The organism is Roseimicrobium gellanilyticum (assembly GCF_003315205.1).
Lineage (GTDB): Bacteria > Verrucomicrobiota > Verrucomicrobiia > Verrucomicrobiales > Verrucomicrobiaceae > Roseimicrobium > Roseimicrobium gellanilyticum.
The window spans coordinates 845,527-863,615 of record NZ_QNRR01000002.1 but is presented as its reverse complement, the minus strand read 5'-3'; the positions used below and the strand labels follow the sequence as shown (position 1 = coordinate 863,615).

The 18,089-nt window shown below is 59.7% G+C and carries 21 protein-coding genes and 1 tRNA gene; 12 read left to right on the top strand and 10 right to left on the bottom strand.

Annotation, left to right across the window (positions count from 1 at the left end; genetic code table 11):
• Positions 1 to 46 precede the first annotated feature (46 nt).
• From DES53_RS08895 to DES53_RS08885, 3 genes are read right to left on the bottom strand one after another with little or no spacing between them, the layout of a single operon-like run.
• Complete coding sequence (locus tag DES53_RS08895) at positions 47 to 997, bottom strand: ABC transporter permease (RefSeq protein WP_113957867.1); 951 nt, start codon at positions 995 to 997, stop codon at positions 47 to 49.
• Positions 998 to 1,051: 54 nt separating this feature from the next.
• Positions 1,052 to 2,548 (bottom strand): sugar ABC transporter ATP-binding protein, encoded by a 1,497-nt coding sequence (locus DES53_RS08890; protein WP_113957866.1) that lies wholly within the window; start codon positions 2,546 to 2,548, stop codon positions 1,052 to 1,054.
• A 16-nt stretch (positions 2,549 to 2,564) separates the two neighbouring features.
• Positions 2,565 to 3,584 carry a sugar-binding protein gene (locus tag DES53_RS08885; protein ID WP_113957865.1) on the bottom strand — a complete coding sequence of 340 codons (1,020 nt, stop codon included), beginning with the start codon at positions 3,582 to 3,584 and terminating at the stop codon, positions 2,565 to 2,567.
• 125 nt (positions 3,585 to 3,709) lie between these two features.
• Here DES53_RS08885 and DES53_RS08880 point away from each other — a divergent pair, with 125 nt between their 5' ends.
• Genes DES53_RS08880 through DES53_RS08870 form a run of 3 tightly spaced genes read left to right on the top strand, consistent with a single transcriptional unit; the run spans position 3,710 to position 6,416 of the window.
• Positions 3,710 to 5,197, top strand: a complete 1,488-nt coding sequence (locus DES53_RS08880) for a flotillin family protein (protein WP_113957864.1) — start codon at positions 3,710 to 3,712, stop codon at positions 5,195 to 5,197.
• A 43-nt stretch (positions 5,198 to 5,240) separates the two neighbouring features.
• The gene (locus tag DES53_RS08875) at positions 5,241 to 5,795 is read left to right on the top strand and encodes an SRPBCC domain-containing protein (RefSeq protein ID WP_113957863.1); all 555 of its coding nucleotides are present in this window, start codon (positions 5,241 to 5,243) and stop codon (positions 5,793 to 5,795) included.
• 54 nt (positions 5,796 to 5,849) lie between these two features.
• On the top strand, positions 5,850 to 6,416 hold the full coding sequence (locus DES53_RS08870; protein ID WP_113957862.1) for a hypothetical protein: 567 nt from the start codon (positions 5,850 to 5,852) through the stop codon (positions 6,414 to 6,416).
• A gap of 337 nt (positions 6,417 to 6,753) precedes the next feature.
• Here the strand turns inward: DES53_RS08870 and DES53_RS08865 are convergent, their stop codons facing one another.
• The 6 genes from DES53_RS08865 to DES53_RS08840 all read right to left on the bottom strand — a co-directional run bounded on the left by DES53_RS08865 (position 6,754) and on the right by DES53_RS08840 (position 11,037).
• Positions 6,754 to 7,353, bottom strand: a complete 600-nt coding sequence (locus DES53_RS08865) for a MarC family protein (RefSeq protein ID WP_113957861.1) — start codon at positions 7,351 to 7,353, stop codon at positions 6,754 to 6,756.
• Between the two features lie 120 nt (positions 7,354 to 7,473).
• A tRNA-Glu gene (locus DES53_RS08860) sits at positions 7,474 to 7,548 on the bottom strand.
• Between the two features lie 68 nt (positions 7,549 to 7,616).
• Positions 7,617 to 8,957 carry a 3-deoxy-D-manno-octulosonic acid transferase gene (locus tag DES53_RS08855; protein ID WP_113957860.1) on the bottom strand — a complete coding sequence of 447 codons (1,341 nt, stop codon included), beginning with the start codon at positions 8,955 to 8,957 and terminating at the stop codon, positions 7,617 to 7,619.
• Positions 8,845 to 9,531: a 16S rRNA (guanine(966)-N(2))-methyltransferase RsmD gene (gene rsmD / locus DES53_RS08850; RefSeq protein ID WP_113958145.1), complete on the bottom strand. Its 687-nt coding sequence runs from the start codon at positions 9,529 to 9,531 to the stop codon at positions 8,845 to 8,847. Before rsmD ends, DES53_RS08855 begins: the two co-directional genes overlap by 113 nt.
• Before the next feature lie 20 nt (positions 9,532 to 9,551).
• Complete coding sequence (locus DES53_RS08845; RefSeq protein WP_113957859.1) at positions 9,552 to 10,505, bottom strand: rhomboid family protein; 954 nt, start codon at positions 10,503 to 10,505, stop codon at positions 9,552 to 9,554.
• A 34-nt stretch (positions 10,506 to 10,539) separates the two neighbouring features.
• The gene (locus DES53_RS08840; protein ID WP_113957858.1) at positions 10,540 to 11,037 is read right to left on the bottom strand and encodes a YfcE family phosphodiesterase; all 498 of its coding nucleotides are present in this window, start codon (positions 11,035 to 11,037) and stop codon (positions 10,540 to 10,542) included.
• Between the two features lie 141 nt (positions 11,038 to 11,178).
• Here DES53_RS08840 and DES53_RS08835 point away from each other — a divergent pair, with 141 nt between their 5' ends.
• From DES53_RS08835 to DES53_RS32455, 3 genes are all read left to right on the top strand, one after another.
• Positions 11,179 to 11,781: a hypothetical protein gene (locus tag DES53_RS08835; protein WP_113957857.1), complete on the top strand. Its 603-nt coding sequence runs from the start codon at positions 11,179 to 11,181 to the stop codon at positions 11,779 to 11,781.
• Positions 11,782 to 11,902: 121 nt separating this feature from the next.
• Positions 11,903 to 12,292: a cupin domain-containing protein gene (locus DES53_RS08830; protein ID WP_113957856.1), complete on the top strand. Its 390-nt coding sequence runs from the start codon at positions 11,903 to 11,905 to the stop codon at positions 12,290 to 12,292.
• A gap of 336 nt (positions 12,293 to 12,628) precedes the next feature.
• The gene (locus tag DES53_RS32455) at positions 12,629 to 12,931 is read left to right on the top strand and encodes a hypothetical protein (RefSeq protein ID WP_147263292.1); all 303 of its coding nucleotides are present in this window, start codon (positions 12,629 to 12,631) and stop codon (positions 12,929 to 12,931) included.
• 53 nt (positions 12,932 to 12,984) lie between these two features.
• On the opposite strand, the gene DES53_RS08820 is transcribed toward DES53_RS32455, so the two are convergent.
• Complete coding sequence (locus tag DES53_RS08820) at positions 12,985 to 13,398, bottom strand: cupin domain-containing protein (RefSeq protein ID WP_245958125.1); 414 nt, start codon at positions 13,396 to 13,398, stop codon at positions 12,985 to 12,987.
• A gap of 387 nt (positions 13,399 to 13,785) precedes the next feature.
• Between DES53_RS08820 and DES53_RS08815 the strand changes: the two genes are divergently transcribed.
• The 6 genes from DES53_RS08815 (at position 13,786) to DES53_RS08790 (ending at position 17,944) form a co-directional block, all read left to right on the top strand.
• The gene (locus DES53_RS08815; protein WP_113957853.1) at positions 13,786 to 14,250 is read left to right on the top strand and encodes an arsenate reductase ArsC; all 465 of its coding nucleotides are present in this window, start codon (positions 13,786 to 13,788) and stop codon (positions 14,248 to 14,250) included.
• A gap of 86 nt (positions 14,251 to 14,336) precedes the next feature.
• The gene (locus DES53_RS08810; RefSeq protein WP_113957852.1) at positions 14,337 to 15,038 is read left to right on the top strand and encodes a CDP-alcohol phosphatidyltransferase family protein; all 702 of its coding nucleotides are present in this window, start codon (positions 14,337 to 14,339) and stop codon (positions 15,036 to 15,038) included.
• A gap of 7 nt (positions 15,039 to 15,045) precedes the next feature.
• Positions 15,046 to 15,666 (top strand): lysophospholipid acyltransferase family protein, encoded by a 621-nt coding sequence (locus DES53_RS08805; RefSeq protein WP_113957851.1) that lies wholly within the window; start codon positions 15,046 to 15,048, stop codon positions 15,664 to 15,666.
• Positions 15,650 to 15,928 carry a hypothetical protein gene (locus tag DES53_RS08800; RefSeq protein WP_147263291.1) on the top strand — a complete coding sequence of 93 codons (279 nt, stop codon included), beginning with the start codon at positions 15,650 to 15,652 and terminating at the stop codon, positions 15,926 to 15,928. The genes DES53_RS08805 and DES53_RS08800 overlap by 17 nt, the downstream gene beginning before the upstream one ends.
• 27 nt (positions 15,929 to 15,955) lie before the next feature.
• On the top strand, positions 15,956 to 16,921 hold the full coding sequence (locus DES53_RS08795) for a phosphatidate cytidylyltransferase (protein WP_113957849.1): 966 nt from the start codon (positions 15,956 to 15,958) through the stop codon (positions 16,919 to 16,921).
• A gap of 54 nt (positions 16,922 to 16,975) precedes the next feature.
• Complete coding sequence (locus DES53_RS08790; protein WP_113957848.1) at positions 16,976 to 17,944, top strand: hypothetical protein; 969 nt, start codon at positions 16,976 to 16,978, stop codon at positions 17,942 to 17,944.
• The last annotated feature ends 145 nt before the right edge of the window (positions 17,945 to 18,089 follow it).

The following is an 18,089-nucleotide window of genomic DNA, read 5'->3' as shown; positions in this document are numbered from 1 at the left end:
ACAAGCGATGGACCATCCTGAAAGGCTTCTGGAGAAGCCTTCCACTTTACACCTTCCGCCTTCGCCTCAGCAATTCATCCGCAGTGACTCCCAGCAGGATCACCACGCCAATGATGGCAAATTCCATTTGGCTCGCCTGACCCAGGACTCCGATTGAATTCGAAAGGACACGCATCACCGCCGCGCCAATGAGTACGCCGAGAATACTCCCCTCGCCCCCACGCAGGCTGCACCCGCCCAGCACCGCTGCGGCGATGGCATACAGCTCGTAAAAGTTTCCATGTCCGGCTGGCTGCACGGTATTCAGCTCCAGCGCGAACAGGATCCCGCCCAGACCACTCAAGAAAGCGCAAAGCACATACGCCAGGATGATCATCCGGTCCGTGCGGATGCCGCTGTAGCGTGCCGCATCTTCATTTCTTCCCAGCGCCAGCAGGTGCCGGCCCCACACCGTTTTGTTCAAGAAGATGGCCGCCACAATGGCGATGCCAATCATGATGAAGAAAGGTATTGGAAGCCAATAATCATTGGGGAGCTGCACACGCCCGGTTGCGAGCCAGCGCAGGCTATCGAACTTACCTTCAAATCCCTGGTCCTGATCATGCGTCAGTGTACGCGCGATGCCCCGGTACATGAGTAGCCCGCACAAGGTCACCACGAACGGCTGCAACCTCACCTTCGTGATAAGCACGCCATGAAACAAGCCAATCAGCACGGATAGCGAGACACCTGCTCCTAGAGCCACGGGTACACTCCACCCCTTCTTCACGAGCAACCAAGGCAACAGCGTTCCCACCAAGCCAACCACGCTGCCGATGCTCAGATCTATCCCACCGGTGATGATCACAAATGCCGCACCGATGCCAAGGATGGCGAAGAGCGAGGTCCACTTAACCACGTTCCCCACGTTGTACGCGCCCAAGAAGTTCTGATTTACCGCGGCGGTGATAACGCAGACCAGGACGAGTAGAGTGGTGATGCCGAGAATCTTCTTCATGAGTGCGTGCCGCTTCTTGTGCCTGCTTTTGAGGCGGGCTCTCCTTTTCTCTCTTCAGTGCCCGGTGGCAAGGCGCATGATTGCCTCTTCGCTCAGATCCTCGCGATCCAGCCAGCCCGCCTGCCGGCCCTCATGCATGACAATCACGCGGTCGGACATGGCAAGAATCTCCTCCATCTCACTGCTCGCAAACAAGATGGCCATGCCTTCCGCAGCGAGCTGTTCCATCAGGGTGTAGATCTCCCGCTTCGCTCCCACATCGATGCCGCGTGTGGGTTCATCCAGCAGCAATACCATGGGACGCATGGCAAGCCATTTGCCCAGTGCCACCTTCTGCTGGTTCCCGCCGGAGAGGGTACCTACCAGCGTTTCCAGCGTGGCTGTTTTCACACGCAGATCTTGCTGCGCCTTCTCCGCATGCCGCTTCTCTGCACCACGGTTCAGGAAGATGCCAGCCTTGGCGTCATAGGTAGCTGCGGGCAGGCCCACATTCCATTTCACGGACTCCGGAAGGAAAACACCGAGCGCCTTCCGATCCTCCGGCACCAGCGCCATACCAGACTCGATGGCATCACGAGGATGCGCGGCCCTCAATTCCTTTCCGTTCACCAGAATCCGACCACCCACGGGCGGCTCCACACCAAAGAGCGTGCGCAACACTTCCGTACGCCCCGCTCCCACCAGGCCTGCCATGCCCACGATTTCCCCCTTCTTCAAATCGATTCCAATCTGATGCTGCGGATGTGCCTGGGTACGCAGGCCCACAACATCCAGCACCACCCACTCGGGATGTTGCGGGCGGTGCTCAAAGACCTGCGAGAGGTCCCGCCCCACCATGAGGCGCACCATGGCGTCATGGTTGATTTCGTTTCGCTGCAACTCGCCCGCATTCTTGCCATCGCGCAGCGCTACCACGCGATCCGCCACACGCTTCACTTCGCCGAGTCGATGCGAAATGTAGAGGATGCTCATGCCTTCCTGTCGCAGGCCCTGCATCACGTCGAAGAGCACCTCCGCCTCGCCGCCGGAGAGACTGGAGGTGGGCTCATCCATGATGAGCAATTTCGTCTCGAGCGAGAGCGCCTTGGCGATTTCCACCAGTTGCCGTTGGCCGAGCGAGAGCCGCTCCACCTGGGTGTCGGCGTTAAAGTTCGCACGCAGTCGCTTCAGCAGCACATTGGTGCGGTCGCGCATGACCTTGCGCTGCAGCAGTCCCGCGCGGCGAGGCTCGCGACCGAGGAACACATTGCCTGCCACATCGAGATTCTCCGCAAGATTGAGCTCTTGATGAATGAGCGAAATGCCCAGCGCCTGTGCATCATTCACCGAGCGCAGCGTCACCGGATTTCCGTTCCATGAAATCGTGCCCGCCTCCGGCTGGTAGATACCCGCCACGATCTTCATCAGCGTGCTCTTGCCCGCGCCATTCTCGCCGATGACGGCGACGGTCTCCCCGGGTGCCACGGAAAGTGATACACTATCCAGCGCCACCACACCGGGGAAGCGCTTGGTGAGGCTGCTGACATCGAGCAATGGCTGGACAAAATCCATGAACGGAATGCGCTGACTACTTCACCAATTCCTTCAGTTGCTTCCAGAAAGCATCCACATCCCCCTTCTTCACCGCCTTGGCTGGCACCTCGACGAATTTGCTTGCTGGAATCACACTCTTATCTCCCTTGGCCAAGGCAGCGAGGATACGCACGCTTTCATACCCGTAGTGATACGGGCTCTGCACCACGGTGCCGTAGATGTGTCCCTCCTGCACACCACGCAGGGTGTCATCCTCTTCGTCAAAGCCGACAATCTTCACCTTGCCCAGTCTGTTCGCCTCTTTCACGGCCTCATAGATCTTGGGCGTATTGTAGCTGAAGAGTCCTACGAGGCACCCGATGTCCTGATGGCGGGTCAACGCGTCCTGCACATTGGATTTCGCCTTGGCAAAGTCCACCTCATCCGTGCGCGTGCCGAGGATGGTGTATTTCGCACCCTTCAGTTCCACATCCGGGGGATCGTCTCCCTGCTGCCCTTCGGGACGATCCAGCAGTTCATCCGTAAGCCCCTGGCGACGTTGCTTTGCGTTGAGCTGGCCCGCACGACCCACGAAACACATCACGGTGCCGCCTTCCGGCATGGCTTCTTTGATGAGTTTTCCACACAGGCGACCGGCTTGGTAGTTGTCCATGCCCACAAAGCACTGCCTTGGCGCGTCCGGGGCATCGCTGTCCTGCGTGATGAGAATCGTGTTCTTCGCGATCTCCTGCATGAGATCGAGCTGGTTCTTCGGGTCCGCGGGACTGAAGGCAATGCCCTTGATGCCGCGCGCCAGCAACTCCTCCACCATCCTTTTCTGATCCGCCGCGCCATTGGCGGGCATGCGCACATCCACCTCCACGCCGAATTCGTCCGCTGCCTTGCGTGCGCCCTTCTCTGCAATTGTCCAAAAGGGAGCGATGGCGTTGCCCATGTAGGCCACGCGCGGCTTGCCTCCACCGGAGGGCTCACCGGACTTGCCACACTGGGTCAGGGCAAGACAGCCGGACACAGCGAGGATCGGCAGAAGGAGGAGGCGTAAACGTGGCTTCATGGCGTGAGAAGGAATCGTTCAATGATGCTAGGGAAACGGGTACAGAAGTGCCAAGCCAAAAGTTTCGCCGATTCAGGCCGGTTTGTGTTGTCTCCACGGAGGCACCATGCCAAGATTCGCGCGTTATGGGATCGTCTGAACTATTCACGCTGTTTCTCGTGGGGGGCGTGGCCGTCCTCGCCTTTTCCACGATCGTCCTCTTCGCTTCCCGATACAAGCGCTGCCCTTCGGACAAGATTCTCGTGGTCTACGGCAAGGTGGGCAAGGGCCAGAGCGCGCGATGCATTCATGGCGGCGCGACCTTCATCCTCCCCATCGTCCAGGACTACCGTTTCCTGGACCTCACACCGATGCCCATTGATATCAAGCTCACGGGCGCGCTCTCGAAGCAGAACATCCGCGTGAACACGCCATCTACGTTCACCGTGGGTATCTCAACGAAGACGGGGGTGATGGAAAACGCCGCTGAGCGCCTCTTGGGCTTGCCTCCGGAGAGCGTCCGCGAACTCGCAAAAGACATCATCTTCGGCCAGATGCGTGTGGTTCTCGCGACCATGTCGATTGAAGAAATCAATGCCGACCGTGACAAGCTGATTGAGAACATCAGTCGTGGTGTCGAGGTCGAGTTGGAGAAGGTGGGGCTCCGCCTCATCAACGTGAACATCCAGGACATCACGGATGAGAGTGGCTACATCGCCGCCCTCGGTCAGGAAGCCGCTGCCCGCGCCATCAACGACGCGAAGATCAAGGTCGCCCAGGCCGAGCGTGATGGTGAAATCGGCAGCTCCCAGGCACAGAAGGAGCAGAAGATCATGGTGAGCCAGGCACACGCGCAGGCCACCCAGGGCGAGAACCTCGCGGCGGTGGACATCGCCAACTCGAATGCTGATCGACTTGTGAAGGAAGCTGAGGCGGATCGTCTCGCTGAGGCCGCCCAGCGCGTGGCTGCCGCCCGCGTGGAGCAGGAAGCTCTGCTCGCCCAGCGTGAGGCCGAACTCGCTCGTGCGGAGAGGGACAAGGCCGCCCAGTATGCGGGCGTCGTGGTGCCCGCGGAGATTGAGAAGCAGCGCATCGAGACCATCGCCGCCGCCGAGGCCGCGAAGCAGCAGATCGAAGCCAAGGGCAAGGGCGATGCCATCCGCCTCGTGCAGCAGGCGCAAGCAGACGGCCAGAAGGCCCAGTTCCTGGCCGAGGCCGAAGGTCAACGCGCCAAGCTGCTCGCTGAAGCCGAGGGTACAGAAAAGGTGCTCAAGAGCAAGGCAGCCGGTTTCCGTGCGCTGGTGGAGGTCACCTCCTCCAATCCTGATCTGGCCATCAACCTCCTCATTACCGAGCAGCTCCCGCGAATCGTAGAGGAGCAGGTCAAGGCCATCTCCAACATCAAGGTGGACAAGGTCACCGTGTGGGACAGCGGCGCCGGTGCCGATGGGAAGAACAGCACGGCTGCCTTCCTCAGCGGCCTTGCGGGCAGCCTGCCTCCCATCCATGAACTGGCGCGGAATGCCGGCATTGAGCTGCCGCAGGTTCTTGGTCGCACCCGGGGTTCCGACGGCAGCTCACGAGAGCCTTCAGGCGAAGCGCCATCCACGCCGCCCGCGGGCAAGACGAAGTGAGGCCTGCCTCGTCAGGTAACTCGCGCTCTCCATTCGACCGACCATGACACCCACATCTTCACTCACCTGTCGTCGCGGCTGGCTCGTGCTTGCTGCCATGGCAGTTGTCTCTAGTGGGGCGTCCCTCTGCCGGGGGGCGGATGCTGCGGTCGCACCCGCAAGCCTCAGTGAGGGGCCTCAGTTCGGGATCACGGTATACGTCGGAAAGCCAGCTTCAGAAGTCTGGGCCGCGCTCGTCACGAAAGAGGTCGTGGACCGCTACTATCTCGTGCCGCTGCTGAAGCTGGAAGCCAAAGTGGGCGGCCGTATCGCCTACGGCAGGGATACAGCTATGATCGAGGGTGTCATCAAACAGTTCGAACCACAGAGGAGTCTGGTCCATACCTTCCGGTTCGTGGGTTCCAACGATCCAGAAACCACCGTCATCTATGAAGTCACGCCCGAGGGAGAGGCCATGTGCCGGCTGCGGATCGTTCACATTGGATTCAAGGAGGAGAACCAGACTTTTCACGATACCGTCGGAGGCTGGCCCATGATTGCCTCCTCGCTCAAGACCCTTCTGGAGACCGGCAAGCCCCTCCCCTGGCCGAAATCTTGATCCTTTCTGCTGTCGCTACTACACTATTCCTATTGAACAACCACGACCTGCCCAATGTTTGACCTCTTCGATTGGAGCACCCTTGGACTGTTGCAAAAGGTCTTTGCCGTCATCGGCCTCACCTCGCTGGCTTTGATCATTCTTACCACGTTCATGTCGCTGGTGGGTGGTGATGTGCATCATGACTTCGAAGTGACTGCGGATCATGGCGACATCGGTCACACGTGGGGGCTCTTCTCCGTGCGTGGCATGCTTGGCCTCATGCTGGGCCTCGGGTTCGGTGGCCTCATTGCCCTGGACAAGGGATTGGGCGGAGTGCTCGCAACCTTCATTGGGTTGGGTGTCGGGATTGTCATCGCCTTCGGTCTCGCCTTGCTGATGCGGGTGTTTCAGGCGGCTCGCGCGGATGGCACCATCAGCCTGCAGAACGCCGTGGGCCAGACCGGCAACGTCTACCAGCGCGTGCCTGCCAAACGCGATGGCATTGGCAAGGTGCAGGTCATGGTGCAAGGGCGCCTGCAGATGATCGAAGCCTGCACCGACTCCGAGAATGACCTCATGCCGCAAAAGCACATCAAGGTGACCGGCGTGGTTTCGGGGAATACGTTGCTGGTGGAGTGAGTGTAGTCCGCCGAGCTTCGGCGTCGAGACGTCTCCTGACGCAGGAGGCTCGACAGCGCTTCGAGCAGTCCCACGGTGTTATCCATGCATTTCTTGTAGCACTCCTCTGATCTATTGCTTTGCGAGCCCAGAAAACTGGTGGGGAGCCGCTGCGCCGGCTTCCTGATAAGGTGGGCGGAGGCGGTGTGGAACTGACGCGTGGCAAGCTGCCTTCACGCTGATACTCCGCCCTCTCTAGTTAAGGAAACGGCGCTGCGGCTTCCGACCGGTGGATAAGGCCCGCATGGTGATCGACCAGAGAAACGTACATGACCGCCGAAGCTCGGCGGACTACTTTCTACGCTGTCTTCATGAACTCCTTGATCCCCCGCAGGAACATCTCCACGGCAATCGCGGTGAGCAGCAGCCCCATCAGCCGCTCCATGGCTTGAAGACCGCGCTCGCCAAGCACACGAGCGATCCTCTCGCCCAGTAGCAGCACGATCGTTGTCGCGCCCATCGCCAGCACGATGGCCAGCATCGCGGTGCCCGTTCCCACATGATGCTCCGTGCTGAGCAGGATCACCGTCGCCAGCGCCGAGGGTCCCACCAGCATGGGAACGGCGAGTGGTACGATAAAAGGCTCTCCCTCCGGCAGTCCCCCAAACACGTTCGCGGAAGACTCAAACACCATCCGCAGTGCAATCAGAAACAGGATGATGCCACCCGCGATACCGAGTGAGCTTTGCGAGAGTCCCAGCAATTTCAGGAACTGCTCCCCTACTCCAAGAAACAACACCAACAGCACGGTCGCCACCGCGCACTCGCGCAGCACAATCTTCCTCCGCCGCGCCGGTTCCACACCCCGCAGCAGTGCCATGAAGGTGGACACATTGCCAATCGGGTCCAGCACCAGAAGCAGCAGGATGAATGCGCTGAGCCAGCCGGGAGAACTCATGGGCCGCAGTTCACGATAAAGTTCACGACGGGTCAATCGCGAAAGGCGAACTTCTCGATCCAAGCAGGAACCTCACTGGGTTATCTCTGCCTTTCCATCTTCTTAATCTCATAAGAAAGATGGCGACCCCTACGGGAATCGAACCCGTGTTACAGCCGTGAAAGGGCCGTGTCCTAACCGCTAGACGAAAGGGTCTTGTTGAGCGGGCGGTTATAGTGCTTTGGAATGAATAAGATGCAACTACTTTTTGCAGTGTTTCTGCATCATTTTTCGCCGAGCAGAAGACTCGCCGTGCGCTCCGTGGCTCCTGCATGCGGAAGCAGGGCTTTGCGGCCAGCTTGAGCGAGTTGCTGTCCCTTCGCAGGAGACTTCAGGAGCGAACGAATCACGGATTCGGACGCATCAATGTCGGCCACTTCCAAGGCACCTTGGTGCTGTAGCAGCAGGTCCTTCAGCGCGGAGAAATTCTCCATGTGCGGACCGAAGACCACGGGCTTGGCGGCCACGATGGCTTCCGCAGGATTCTGCCCACCGATGCCCAGGAAGCTCTTCCCAATGACCACCACGCTCGCGAGGTATTGCCAGGCACGAAGTTCGCCGGTGGAATCCACCACCAGCAAATCTCCACCTCCCGAAGAGACTGTTGCGTCACCGCCAAGTGTGGAGCGCAGCCGCGCTTGCAGGCCCACCCCCTCCAGCTCCTTCGTGATTTCTCCACCACGTTCCGCATGGCGGGGCACTACAACATAATACACCCCCGGCACCTCCTTGCGCAGCCGCTGGTACATCTTCGCCAGAGCCAGTTCCTCGCCCGGGTGCGTGCTGGCGGCTAGAAGAATGGGCCTCTCCGCAACGATACCCATGCCGGAAAGCAAAGCCCGGAACGCAGCCACCTGCTCCACCGGTTCCTTCTCCCCTGCCGTATCAAACTTGATGCTACCGGTATGGACGATGCACTCGGGACGGATGCCAAGCGCAGAGGCGAAACGCTGTGGATCCTCCGCTTCCTGCACACCCACATGGTCGAGCAGTTCATAGATGGTCTCCACCATGAAGCGCATCTTGCGGAACCGCCGTTCCGATCTCGGCGAGAGCCGCGCATTCACCAAACTCACGGGGATGCCTCGCACATGACAGGCGAGCACCAGATTTGGCCACACCTCAGCCTCCACGAGCACGAGTTGTGCGGGCTGCACCAGGTTCAAAAACCGCCGCACCGTAAACCACCCGTCCAGCGCGCTGTACATGGGAATCACGCGGCCATCGCACTTCACGGCGAAGTCCTCAAACTGCCGCAAGCCCGTCGGCGTGGTGGTGGTGACGAAGAAGCCAAGATCTGGACGGCGCTTGCGCAGCTCGCGAATGAGCTTCATCGCAATGCCCGACTCCCCCACACTCACCGCGTGGATCCACCACACTTCTCCCGAGGCGCGAAAGTCGTGCAGGCGCTGCTCTTGCTCTGCGCTGAAGTATCCAAACCTCTGCCAGAGATCAGCCGACTTGCCCCCGCGCGCCTTCATCTTCTTCCAGGCTTTCGGCGCCATGGCCAGCAGCATCAGGGGCTGGAGAAGATTGTAGAGCAGCAGCACCAGGAATCGCGCCATCGTTGGGAGTCAGTGTCGGAAGTTGCAGGATGAGAATGCGGGTGGAGCCATACGCACGATCGCGCAGGACGTCCCATCCGGCGATAGCCCCGCCATCGCCCTTTGTCACCATGCATTCCAGTACGAAGATGCCGTTTGGGTGGAGCACCTTGCGCAGGTTCTCATCTTCCAGGAGCTTTGCTCCAAAATCCACGTCACCCGGCTTCTTGGCGTAGGGCGGATCGGCAAAGATCATGTCGAAATGCGTGCCACTTTCCGCGAGTCGTCGCAAGGTCGCAAAAGCGTCGGCCTTCACGATCTGGCCGCCCTTCAAGCGGGAGCGGGTGAGATTGTCCTGAACAATGGCCGCTGCCTGTCCCTGCTGCTCCACGAATGTTGCGTGCGCGGCCCCCCGGCTGAGTGCTTCCAGTCCCATGCCTCCAGAGCCGGCGAAAAGATCCAGCACCCGTGCTTCCACCACCGACTCGCCCAACATGGAGAATACGGCTTCACGCACGCGGTCCGTGGTGGGGCGTGTCACGCTCGGGGGAACTTTGACCGGTATGCCCCCGGCACTTCCTGCAATGATCCTCATGGATGGGCTCTCTCTCCCATTTACTTCCGTGAAGCGCCACCACTTTGATCCCGCCGCATGATTTCTTCCCGCGCACGGTCGAGCAATTCGCGCTCCTCGCCGCTCAGGCTGTCGAGGCCATGCTCGGCAATCTTGTCCAGCAGAGGATCGATCTCCTGCGCGATGAACTCCCGAGTGCTCACCGGTGGCAGGGTTGCTGCCGGTTCCTCCGCTACTCTCGCCGTCCTCTTGCGGCGCGGCACTCCGGCAAAGGCCCTGGCTTCTTCCGTGCGCTGACGCTCGTGCCACATGCGTTCATAAGTCACCGGCGGTCCGCCATAGCCCAGCAAGCGCACAAACCACCAGCCAGCCAGCGCGCCACCCAAGTGCGCAAAGTGCGAGATGTCCGAGGGCAGGATCTTGGTGACTTGCAGCAGGGCCAGAACGGAAGACACCCCCATGGCAAACACCGCCACCGTCCAGAATCGCAACCGGGCTGGCAGTACGAAGTGGAGCATCGCACTCACCGACTCCTGCGGCAGCATGGATGCCAGCGCAAGGAAGGTGCCATACGCCGCGGCGGTGGCACCAATCACCGTCTGTGCCTGGCCAACCCCCAATCCGTAAACGGCCTGGCTGGCTGCCCCAACCACCCCAGAAAGAAAGTAGATGTACAGGAAGTGCTTGGCCCCCAACAGCGCCTGAACTGCCTTCCCGGCGATGAATATGAACACGCAGTTCCCCAACACGTGCACCAGCCCCTGATGCACGAACAAGTGAGTAAAGAGCGTCCAGACCCGGCCATCCAGCAGGGCCGCCAGGGAGAAGGCACCCCACGGCCGGCCCGTTTCGTCAATGGCCACGCGGAAGAAGTGCTGCAACACAAAGACCGCCACATTGAGAAGAATCAATGCTGTCACCGCGTCTGGCAGCAAAAGGTCCTTCCAGCGGAAGGACTGCCGCCCACGCATGTAGTCTCGGTCATGCAGAGCCATGGTGGATTCTATTACCTTCTTACCACAGATCGTCTCAGCGCGCCAAATCCACGTGTGAAAATTCCATGGTGGCTGTGTCCCACAGGCCGAAGCCCGGCTGGCCAAAGCGGCCCATCACTTCCCCTGGGTTTGCCCACAAGGTGCGGCCGATTTTGTGAATGTAGCGCTTGTGGTCGTGGCCGCTGAAGACGGCGTCATAAGCTCCGCTCTCCGCCAACCGCCTGGCAATGTCCGGGTAATGGTTCAGCGCCACCTTCCTGCCGGCCACCTCAATTTCGGCGAGCTGGCCGTGGATGGTCACATGGGGGTGCTTGGAGGCCACCTTGGAGATGTTAAAGGGGTCCCCGTCATTGTTTCCGAAGACCAGATGAATCGGACCGCTGAAGCCCTCCGCGATCTGCCCCATGGTGAAGGGGGCGCAGAGGTCCCCGAGGAACAGAAGCACCTCGGCTCCCGAGTGCTGAATCTGCCGCAGAATTGCTTCGAGGTTCCAGATGTTGTCGTGAATGTCACTGACGATGGCCGCTTTCATGCAATATGAAGACAAAGGTTTCAGTATCCAAATGGCTGCTAGGGGGATTTCCCATTTGACGCACATTTTGCCCGCGTCTAGGGCTTGCGCGAACGAAGATTCACCGCACACTAGCCGTTCGCCTCACAAGTCCAGTCCCGTATGAATTTCCGCGCCATCCTTGCTTCCCTCGGCATCGCACTCGCCTTTTGTGTTCAAGCCCCTGCGCAAAACCTGCCTGCCGACCATCCGGCGAACGCGCTGGTGAAGCAGTACCTGGATAATGTGGCCAAACAGGACTGGAAGACGGTTTCCGCCATGCTCCAGCCGACATTCCTTGAGCGCCGCCGCCTGAGCCTGATCAACAACGTGAAGAACTCCGAGACGATGTCTGTGGAGGCTGCGAAGCTGGCCATGCTCGGCGTCAAGGACGTCAAGGAACTCGAAAAAATGACCCCTCAGGAGGCCTTTATTGCCGACCGTGAGGCGGTGCATAAGCGCATGAAGGTCAGCCCCGAGGACCTGAAAAAGAAGCAGGAAACCCTCAAGATCAACGTGCTGGGTCTCGTTCCCGAAGACGGTGGCAAGATTGTGCATGCTCTGGTGCGCACCTCGCAGGACACCACCAAGGTTAAAATTGACGAACTCCTCCTCGTCTCCCTCGTTCAGGACAAAGAAGACACCAAGAAGTGGTTCATTGTGCCGGACATGCAGCAGCCCATTGCCACCGAGATCGGCACGGCCAAGCCCGCTCCCGCTCCCTGATTCCCTTTTCCCGAGAAGCCCCGCCTGCCAGCGGGGCTTTTTTTGTGCCTGTATGAGTGTAGGGGGGGCGGAAGCTTGAACCGTGGTTGACGAGTCTCGCGACCTTGAGCATGGTTTTACCATGGAAGCCACCAGTGCCAGTGCCTCCCCCATCCCGACTTCCACCGGTCCCCTGCTGGTGCGTCATCAGGGCCACACTCCCCGCGAGCGCAGCACGTGTGGCTGGCGCGACCGCCTCATCAGCCGGGAAGATGCAGCCCTCTCACCTGCCGCATGGGCTCATGCGGTGGACATCGATGGAGCAAAGCTGCACTACCACAAGCGCTCCACCGAACTCTACTATGTGCTGGAAGGCAGCGGCAGCGTATTGCTGGATGGCGTAGAACAGGAGGTCCACGCCGGCTCCCTCGTTCATATCCCGCCGGGCGTGGTCCATGGCGCCCGCGGTCGCATGCGAGTGTTGGTGGTAGGCATCCCGGACATCGCGGAGGATGACTACTTTGAGCCGTGAATTTCGTCCGGGTGTCGGCAAGCGACACACTGTGTTTCAGCAAACTGAGGTTCAGATCCAATGAAGTTGCTCCTAGCACTCGCCCTTTCATTTACCGCCCTTTTTTCGTGCAGTGCCGCCCCTCCTTCCAGCACCTCTCCTGGCAAAGAACCCGGTGCGGATGAGTATGCGGAATTCATCCGTTTGGTTAAGGAAACCGGTGGGAAATTCGATGACCGGCATCTTGCCGCGCTTCGAAAGGCGGCAACACGAGGACATCCGGTGTCTCAGGGGGCTCTAGGCGTCTATCTCACGACTGAAAGTGGCCGGATTGACCCTGAAGCTTTCACTGAAGGTGTGTCCTGGCTCAAGAAAGTGGAACACTTGGACAAACCTGAGGTTGATACGGCTGTGTTTGCCCTCAGCCTTTGTTACCTGTGTGGAACGGGTACCCAGCAGGATATTGAGCGCGGCGGTGCCTTGTTGGCACGAACTGCAGTCCGTGGGAACTCAGACATGAAAATGGCCTATGCCGAGTTTCTCCACGGCATCAAAAATGACCTCGCTGGCGCAAAGGCTATCTGGTCAGAAGTTGCCAAAGATGCAAGTAATCCAGAGGCACAGCAGGAGGCAAAGGAACTCCTGCGTACCCTGAAGTGAAGCAGTGCCTCATGTGAGAGAGGTTCGGAGTACCTCCATGCTGAGCCCGCACCCTAGTCCCGCAGCGACTTCCACGGCTCCTGCTCGCTCACATCCACAATCGCAGGATCCGCAGCATTGGCCGGGGAAAGGATGGCGAGGAAGACGAGGCGTTCGTTGAAGGGATTGTAGGTGCCATGCACTTCCCCCATCGGGATGAAGGCAATCTCACCAGGACCGAGGATTCGCTTTTCCTTGCCCACCCACTGTTCCGCACGACCGGAGACGATGTAGATGATCTCCTCCCGGGTCGGATGCGTGTGGAAGGGATGGTCCTTTCCCGGCTCCATGTTTGCCCGCACCATGAGGAGTTGCTCGTTCTTCACAATGTCGCCACGGCAGAGCCATTCTTCGAGGGTCCACGGGGAAAGAAAATCCACCTTCTCGGCGGCGGTCACAAAGCGGCGTGAAGCGATTTCGTCAGACATGGGGAGGGCAGAATAGCGACGCTGTCCCATCGGAAAAGCTGAAATATCAACAACGTACCTCGCGAGATCAGAGAGGACGTAATCACGGGTGGAGGACTGCGGGACGTTTCCGGTTAACCGCAAAGGGGCAAAGAAGCTTGGAGCTAGAAAGCACGGCGCTGCAGACAAGTGGTACACCTTGATGCACAGGAGGCAGAGATGCGCAGGGGCGACTCGTCCGTGACTTTACCCTCCCTCCTTCTTTTGGGTCATTTGCGTCTCTTTGCGGCTATTCTTCAGTCGCCCCCATCAGTGCCCTTTCCATGTGACAGCATTGTCAGGATCGCCGTATTGCGTCACCGGGGGCATAAGCGCTTCACTTAAAGCGCAACCCCTCCGTCCGTTCTCATGGAAGCTCGTACCCTCAAGGTCCTGTTCGTGTGCGTTCGCAATGCGGCCCGCAGCCAGATGGCGGAGGCTTGGCTGAATCACCTCCATCCTGACTTGGCCCATGCGAAAAGCGCTGGTTTTGAACCCGGTATCCTGGACCCCATGACCGTGCAGGTCATGAAGGAGGCAGGCATCGACATTTCCCATAGCCCTACCAAGGGTGTGCTGGACCTTTTCACCAAGGGCGAACGTTTCGACCGCGTCATCGGGGTCAGTGACCAGAGCGCGGATGAACGCTGCCCGCTCTTCCCCGGCCTCACGGAGCGCCTTTTCTGGAGTTTCCCCAATCCCGCCCACTTCGAGGGGACTCAGGAGGAAAAGCTGGCCCAGACCCGGGCTCTGCGGGACGACATCAAAGCGCACATCGAGAAGTGGGCAGCCGACGAAAAGGAACGGTTGGCGGCTGTCACGGCTCCGGTCTGATTTTTTTGGCCTCCCGCCCCTTCGCCCAGGCACTGACTTGCGAGCGGGATTGCGTTCTGCATAGTTCTGCTCCATAGGGTTGCGCCATGGAGCCAACCGACCTTGGAACCGGAAGCCGCCGCGAACTCAAATCACGCAATACCAAGTGGGCCCAGGCATTGGCCCGGAAAGTGGATGCCATGGGCATCACGCCGAACGCAGTTTCGGTATTGAGCATCCTCTTCGCCATCGCGGGAGCGGCCCTCATGATGACGGTGAGCTACGCCTGCTGCAAAACCGCGGCCACGTTCATGTGGATCGGCGCTGCCGCCTGCATCCAGCTTCGACTCCTGTGCAATCTGATCGACGGCATGGTGGCCATCGAGGGAGGCAAGAAGAGCGTGGTGGGCGGTCTCTACAATGAAGTGCCGGACCGCATCGCGGACCCCCTCTTTCTGATGGCTGCGGGTTATTGCAACGACTGGGTCATCAAGCTCTGGGACATCCCACTGGGCTGGGTTGCGGCCGTACTGGCGCTCATGACGGCCTATATCCGGGTGCTCGGAGGTACCCTGCTGGGCACCCAGAGTTTCATCGGCCCCATGGCAAAACAGCACCGCATGGCCGTGCTCACGCTGGCCTGCCTGCTGAGCATCGGAGAGCTGTGGTTCCGTCAGGATGCCAAGCCTGCGGAGGCCGTCATGACCGTCGCCCTTGCCGTCATTGTGGTCGGCAGTCTTGTCACTTGCTGGAGGAGACTTCGTCTCATTTCAGCGGAATTGCACAAGAAGGCATCCAATACTCCTTGAGGCTCCCATGTGGCTCCGTTCCAGCTCTGTCTTCCTAATCCGGCTCATCACCGGGGTGAATCCCGTTTGGGTGGATTGCCCTGCGCCCTGCGGGCAGCTTCGCGTGTATTTCGCGAACCACGGCAGCCACCTTGACTTCGCCACGCTCTGGGCGGCTCTGCCGGCAGCGGCCCGTGAGTGTACCCGCCCCGTCGCCGCTCGCGACTACTGGGGCAAGACCGCAGCAAATCGCGCGATCGCTGTAGGCCTTTTCAATTCGTTGTTGATTGCCCGGGAAGGCATCACGCGAAAAGACAACCCCATCGAGCAGATGGCCACGGCCATGCGGGAGGGCAACTCACTCATCCTCTTCCCAGAGGGCACGCGGAGTCCAGACGGCACCATGTGCGAATTCAAGCCGGGGCTCTACCATCTCGCGGCCAAGGTGCCGGAAGCGGAATTCGTTCCGGTGTATCTGCAGAACCTGAACCGCATCCTGCCGAAGGGGCATCTGCTTCCCATTCCTCTGCTCAGCAGCGTGGTCTTTGGGGCACCGCTCAAGCTTGAGCCTGGAGAGAAGAAGCAGGACTTCCTGAAACGCACCAAGGAGGCGGTGGTGAATCTGATGCCGCATGCGACGCATGCATGAAGGCAGTGCCATGAGCTTTGGAGAAGCCTTTTGCATCGTGGTGCCTGGGCTCCCGTTACTGGCCAGCGGGGCTGTCGCACGACCGGCTACTCGCCCCTGCCTCTGGCAAGCTGCCCTGGTGGCCGTGGCGCTGGTGGCGTGCTGGCTTTCAGACGGAACGCCCTACGGCAAACTGGCGGTCTCCATCTGGGCTCTCGGAGCCATGACATTTGCGTTTATGGTCGGCTTGGCTCTCAGATGGCTCGCCTCTGCCACGCGCTAGCTTTTACTCCTGCCCTATACACTTTCCATGTTCACCGCCTCCATCAACTGGTCCTCCCAAGTCAGCCAAAATGTGATGATGGTCGTCTTCGGCGTACTCGTCGTGGCGAGCGTCGTTGGCTTCATCCTTTCCAAGACTGCCAAGAGTGAGTCTGGAAAGGCCACGGTCTCGAATCTCAATGCGCGCACCAAGAGCTGGTGGGTCATGGTGCTGGTAATCATCGGCGCCCTGTCACTCTCATCGCCCGGCACGGCGATTGTTTTTGGCCTGGTTTCCTTTCTGGCCTTGCGTGAGTTCCTCACCGCGACCCCCACCCGGCGGGCAGATCACTGGGCTCTCTTTGTGAGCTTCTTCATCATCGTGCCCTACCAGTTCTATCTGGTGGCCGTGAACTGGTACGGGATGTTTGCCATCATGATCCCGGTCTATGCCTTCGTGTTGATCCCGATGCTCACAGTATTGCAGGGAGATGTGCAGGACTTTCTGGAGCGGAATGCCCGCACGCAGTGGGGCCTGATGGTGTGCGTGTACTTCATCAGCCACATCCCCATGATCATGAACCTGAACGTGGAGACCATGCGGATGGGCCCCGGCGGGCTGGTGCTCTTCCTCATTGCCGTGACCCAGGGCAGTGACGTTCTGCAGTACGTTTGGGGCAAGTTGTGTGGGAAGCGACCCATCGTCCCGAAAGTGAGCCCTAAGAAGACGGTGGAGGGCTTCATCGGCGGCGTAGCGACGGCGAGCCTGATTGGCGCCGGCATGTTCCGCCTGACCCCCTTTTCCCCGGGGCAGGCCTTTCTGGTGGCCATGCTCCTCTGCATCACGGGCTTCTTCGGGGGGCTCGTGATGTCCGCCATCAAGCGGGAGCGCGGCATCAAGGACTGGGGCACCCTGATTGAGGGGCATGGGGGCATGCTGGATCGCATTGATTCCCTGTGCTTTTCAGCCCCTGTTTTCTTCCATGTCCTGCGCTACTTTTTCCAACCGGACTAATTTACAACCGCACAAAATCGTTTTAGCTGTCTCCTGCTTCTTTCTTAAAAATCCATGAAAGCTTTTGGTCTGCTTCTTCTTCTGGTTGCCGTCGGCGCCGTGTCGTACTTCTACGCCTACGAGCCGATCGCTGACTACCTTGGCCTGGAAAAACCCAAGGTGGAAGTGGTGTCGGAGGTCGAACCCATTGTGGTGAAGGCACCTGAGCCTCCCCCTGCCCCGCCGAAGATGGAGGAGCCCAAGCCCGAGCCTCCCAAGCCGGAACCCATGCCGACGCCTCCGCCCATGCCCTCCGTCCCACTGGTCATGGACAATACTCCCAAGCCGGATGCGGATGGCTTCCTTGCTCCTGTATTTCCTCCCATTGAGGAAGTGGTGAAGGGCTGGATGGAAATCCCCAAGAGCGCCTTCAATCCGCCGCGCCCGGTGAAAGTGATGAAGCCCCTGGAGTTTGTCCGTGTCATCAACGGCAACAAGATCGGCTCCAAGGTGCCCGCTGGTGGCACCGCCTATGTCACGGGACAGGAAGGCCTGAACCTCATGGTGGCTACCTCGCCCGATCCCGGCGCCCCGTCCTCTCAGGTGTCCATCGACGACACTGATCTCAAGGCCGTGCTCACCGCCGCCTACGAGAACTGGAAGGTGAACATGACGGAGTACAAGCGCCGCCAGCATCTCTTCGCCAAGGAGTCTGCTGGTCGCGCCCAGGAAGCCAAGAAGTCTGGAGGCGGCGCTGCCACACCGGCCGCTGCTGGAGCTCCCGCACGCAACACTGAGGGAACCTATGACGTCCTTCTGGCAAGCATGAAGGCTGGCCAGGTCACGGAAATCACTCCCACCAACGTCAAGAAGTGGGGAGATGCCCAGATGGAAAAGATCGATGGCAAGGACTACTGGACCATCATCGTGGACTACACCACGAAGACCATGTTCGGCGATTTCGACACCCAGGCCCAAGCGCGCATCCTCAACGGCAAGGTGGAAAAATGGATCTATACCGGTTCCGGCGAAGTGGTGCCTTGATCGTGTGCTGAAGCCAGCCACTGCGCCTTTCGGGTGGATGGGTGATCGTTTAGCCAAGTTCGTCAGCTGCCAGTGCCCCGTCGACAACGTCCGCGTTGTGGATGAAACACGGTCGCTGATGAACGCAGCATCATCACCATCCGCC